The organism is Psittacicella hinzii, from assembly GCF_003585935.1.
GTDB classification, from domain to species: Bacteria; Pseudomonadota; Gammaproteobacteria; order Enterobacterales; family Psittacicellaceae; genus Psittacicella; species Psittacicella hinzii.
Map to the genome: position 1 here is coordinate 1 of NZ_NRJG01000205.1, position 3,376 is coordinate 3,376.

Consider the following 3,376-nt stretch of genomic DNA (forward strand, 5'->3'; position numbering starts at 1 on the left):
TTGCTCTATTGCAACAATTAATGCCATGTATATTGCTAGCATCAATTCTTCATTATCTCTCACTTCATCAATCTCATCAGCATGATATAGTTCTTTAAGGATTTTCTCAGTAGCACGCTGCATAATAACGCCTGCATTAATAGTACTCGGTACTTTAACTTTAGTCTTGCGATCAACAAGTAATTCAAATTTCTCGAGTATATCATCAATAACTTTATTAGAAAGCTTATCTAAAAATTTATTGCGATTAACACAGATACCATTAACCCAGGTACTTGCTAATGATGAAAAATCAGGATTCCACACTAAGAAGTTAGCAAGAGCACCTTCTTTAAGAGATCCTAAACTGTTGCTACGTCGTAATAATTTTGCAGGATTAGAGGTGAAGTACTTGATTGCATTTCTAGCACCTTCTTCCCCTTCTTTCTCGAAAAGGCGTCTCATAAACTCATATGGATTACTTGTAGCCTTGTCTTGAGCGTCCATATCGATATTAAAGCGATTTGCAAGATAGTTAGCACCAAAAATATCATTTAAACTATCATAAAAGTGATATTTATCTGGGCTTGGAGCATTAAGAATGTCTTGTTTTAACGCCTCGTTGTGAATAATATCTTGTCCGCCTTTGTAATTACTTTGAAGCTCATGTGCAGCTTGTAAATGCGTATATTTAGTTAACAGTCTATGCTGTTGTTGCGTATAGATTTTCTCGTAGCTTTTATCATTAAATTCTCGTCCTACATGCTCAAAAGTAATTATTACTTGTGGCAGAACACTTAAACTTAATTTATTAAACTCGTAACCCTGATCATATTCATGAGATCGTATAACCACAGCTTTAGGGTCATGGTGAACAGTAAAGTTATACTGTAACAACTGTTTAGGTTTAAAGTTAAATAGAGCTACAGCTTTATCTGTAAAGCAAGTGTTTAACTGTTGATTTACAATTGAACAATCAGCATAAATGTTAAATGATCTAGTTAATTCATTTTGGTGGTTTAATTTGCTCAGTTGAGAAATTGTACGGTAAATTTTTGGAACTGGATGTTTATCAGATTTTTGATCTATATTAACTTCCATGTTCTTAACTTGCAGATAATTGTAAATATTACGTTTGCAATTAACTTCGAAGTAGCTTAATGATTTAACTGGATAATTATTTTTACCTTGATATTTTTCAATTTCTTTTATAGCAATGTTATCGAAATTTTCACGTAAAATTGATTTCACGGATTTTTTTAATTGCTTTTCAACTTGCGACTTGTCTTTAAGTTCGGATTTTACTTTATCGATATAGAAAAAAGTATTATTATCCAGTCTCATATCTTGTAGATATTGATCAAAGTTATCTATTGAAGTAGAGGCTGGTAATAAATTGTAACGCATATTAGCAATATGCAACAAATAGTTATCAATCAAAGAGGTGTTATGTGATTGAATTACTCTATGATTTTCAGGGGGTGCAAAACAATCGTGGTAAAATCTAGTATTTATTAATTTATCATGAAGGAAAAAGTCTTCTTTAATTAGGGTTTTAACTAAATTGACTGTATTTTCACCGATTTTCTTAGTTTGGATTGTAAAAGGGATTCTTTCTCGATTGTTATTTTGTAAAAACTCGAGATCGAAATTTATATAATCTTCAACTTTACAAAAAGAGCTAGTAGAAGTATGTATGAGAAACGCAGCTAAATCCTTATATTGTTCATAACTGCTATAAGTACGATCATATCTGGAATTAGCATTGTAAATATCTATGTATCTACCCATATTTGAATTATTGCCAGTAGATCCATAAACATAGTCATAATAATATTTTTTACAGTATTGTCTGAATTTTTGCGGTGTGAACTGACCTACCATGTATAAGTGTTCATTAGCATATTTAATATCAGAACTACCTTTTTCCTTAAGAAAATCTGTTGGTAAATCACCAATTTTAACCGGATAATTGCATAAAGCTAAAGTTAATAAACTTGAGTATTGATTTATTAAAAGATTAGCACGAATAAATTTGTTAAATTGATTGTAGTATCGAGTTTCTTGAGGCAAATTACGACTAACACTACTTTGCCATTTATTTTGAACTAGTGGATATCTTCCTTCAGGATCATCTGCAACAACACCTAAACAAATATCAGGATGTTTATAGTGAAATTTATACATCCAAGCTAACCAAAGATCAGCTATCGTATTTGCCATATTCTTATTATTGAATTGCCATGAAGTAATGCCGTAATGGAAAGCACGTCGTGTTATTTTTCGAATAGTTTCTAAGTTTGGACACATTTCGAAAAATTGATTTTCAACTCCATGCAAATTAATATTAATAAATCCAGGGGTAACAGTTAACTGATGAAGATTTATAACAATTGTACGTTTACCATAAAAGGTTGTATTACTGTAAGTATCTAGAACCGGATTCTTATTTTTTCTGAGCAAAATATCAATAATATCTGGCTCAAATTGTTGTAGCTTACTAATATTTTCTGAGGTTAATTCATCGATTTCAAGGATATATCCTTCACGATCGATAATCATATAGCAGTCATCAATAGTTTGTTCACTGCTAAAGTATGTAAAATTGAAGAAAATATAAACAGCCGCAGACTGTACAGCCTTGCCATTAAGAGCTATGAGCTCAGGCATGCTGTAAAGATCTAAAAGTTTTAGAGCTCGAATATTACGTAACTGTGGAAATACACCATGTTTACCGGAAATTTTATAACGACAGTTAAAACCGATAAAGTTATCATTTTTATAGTAGTCAAGACTTTTTAGCGTGTCTTTAGTAAAATCCCTTATTCCACAAGTATTCCAGTTGGATATGTTAAAAATACGTAAAAGGCTTAAACTAGCAAAATACGTATAATGCGGCGACACAATCTGGTTATCGATTGGAGATACTAATGAAACGTCAGGATCTAAAATACTAAACAAGATATTGTAATGCAGGGTGTTGGAGTTTACACTGTCCAACAATGTTTTAACTGAATCGAAAGTTTCATAGTTAATGAAAACATCTTTGTCATGAGGATTTTTCTTAATATTTTCAAAAAATTCACTTGAGTAATTCATGTTATGAAGCATTCCTGCAGCTAACATTTTTAAACATACACTATAATCGTATACATCGTAATATTTAGTGAAAATTGATTTATAGGAGTCTTTGAATGAAGTAGATCCTGTAAATGAATAATCTTGGTTTAACCAAGATTGTTTAGTAAATTTAACAAATTGTTTACTGTCAAGTTCTGTAGCTCTAAGCATTATTTGATAGATATTATTTAAAGCTTCAAAACTTGAATAAGGTATTTTTATCGTATTTTTAAATAGTTTTTTGCTCATGACAGTCATAGATGTGTGAGGTGAAAAC

The 3,376-nt window shown here is 30.9% G+C and carries 1 protein-coding gene; it reads right to left on the reverse strand.

Annotation, left to right across the window (positions count from 1 at the left end):
• Nucleotides 1-3,270: amidohydrolase family protein (locus tag CKF58_RS08190; protein ID WP_222987777.1), on the reverse strand; the 3,270-nt coding region annotated here is incomplete at its 3' end.
• Between the last annotated feature and the right edge of the window lie 106 nt (nucleotides 3,271-3,376).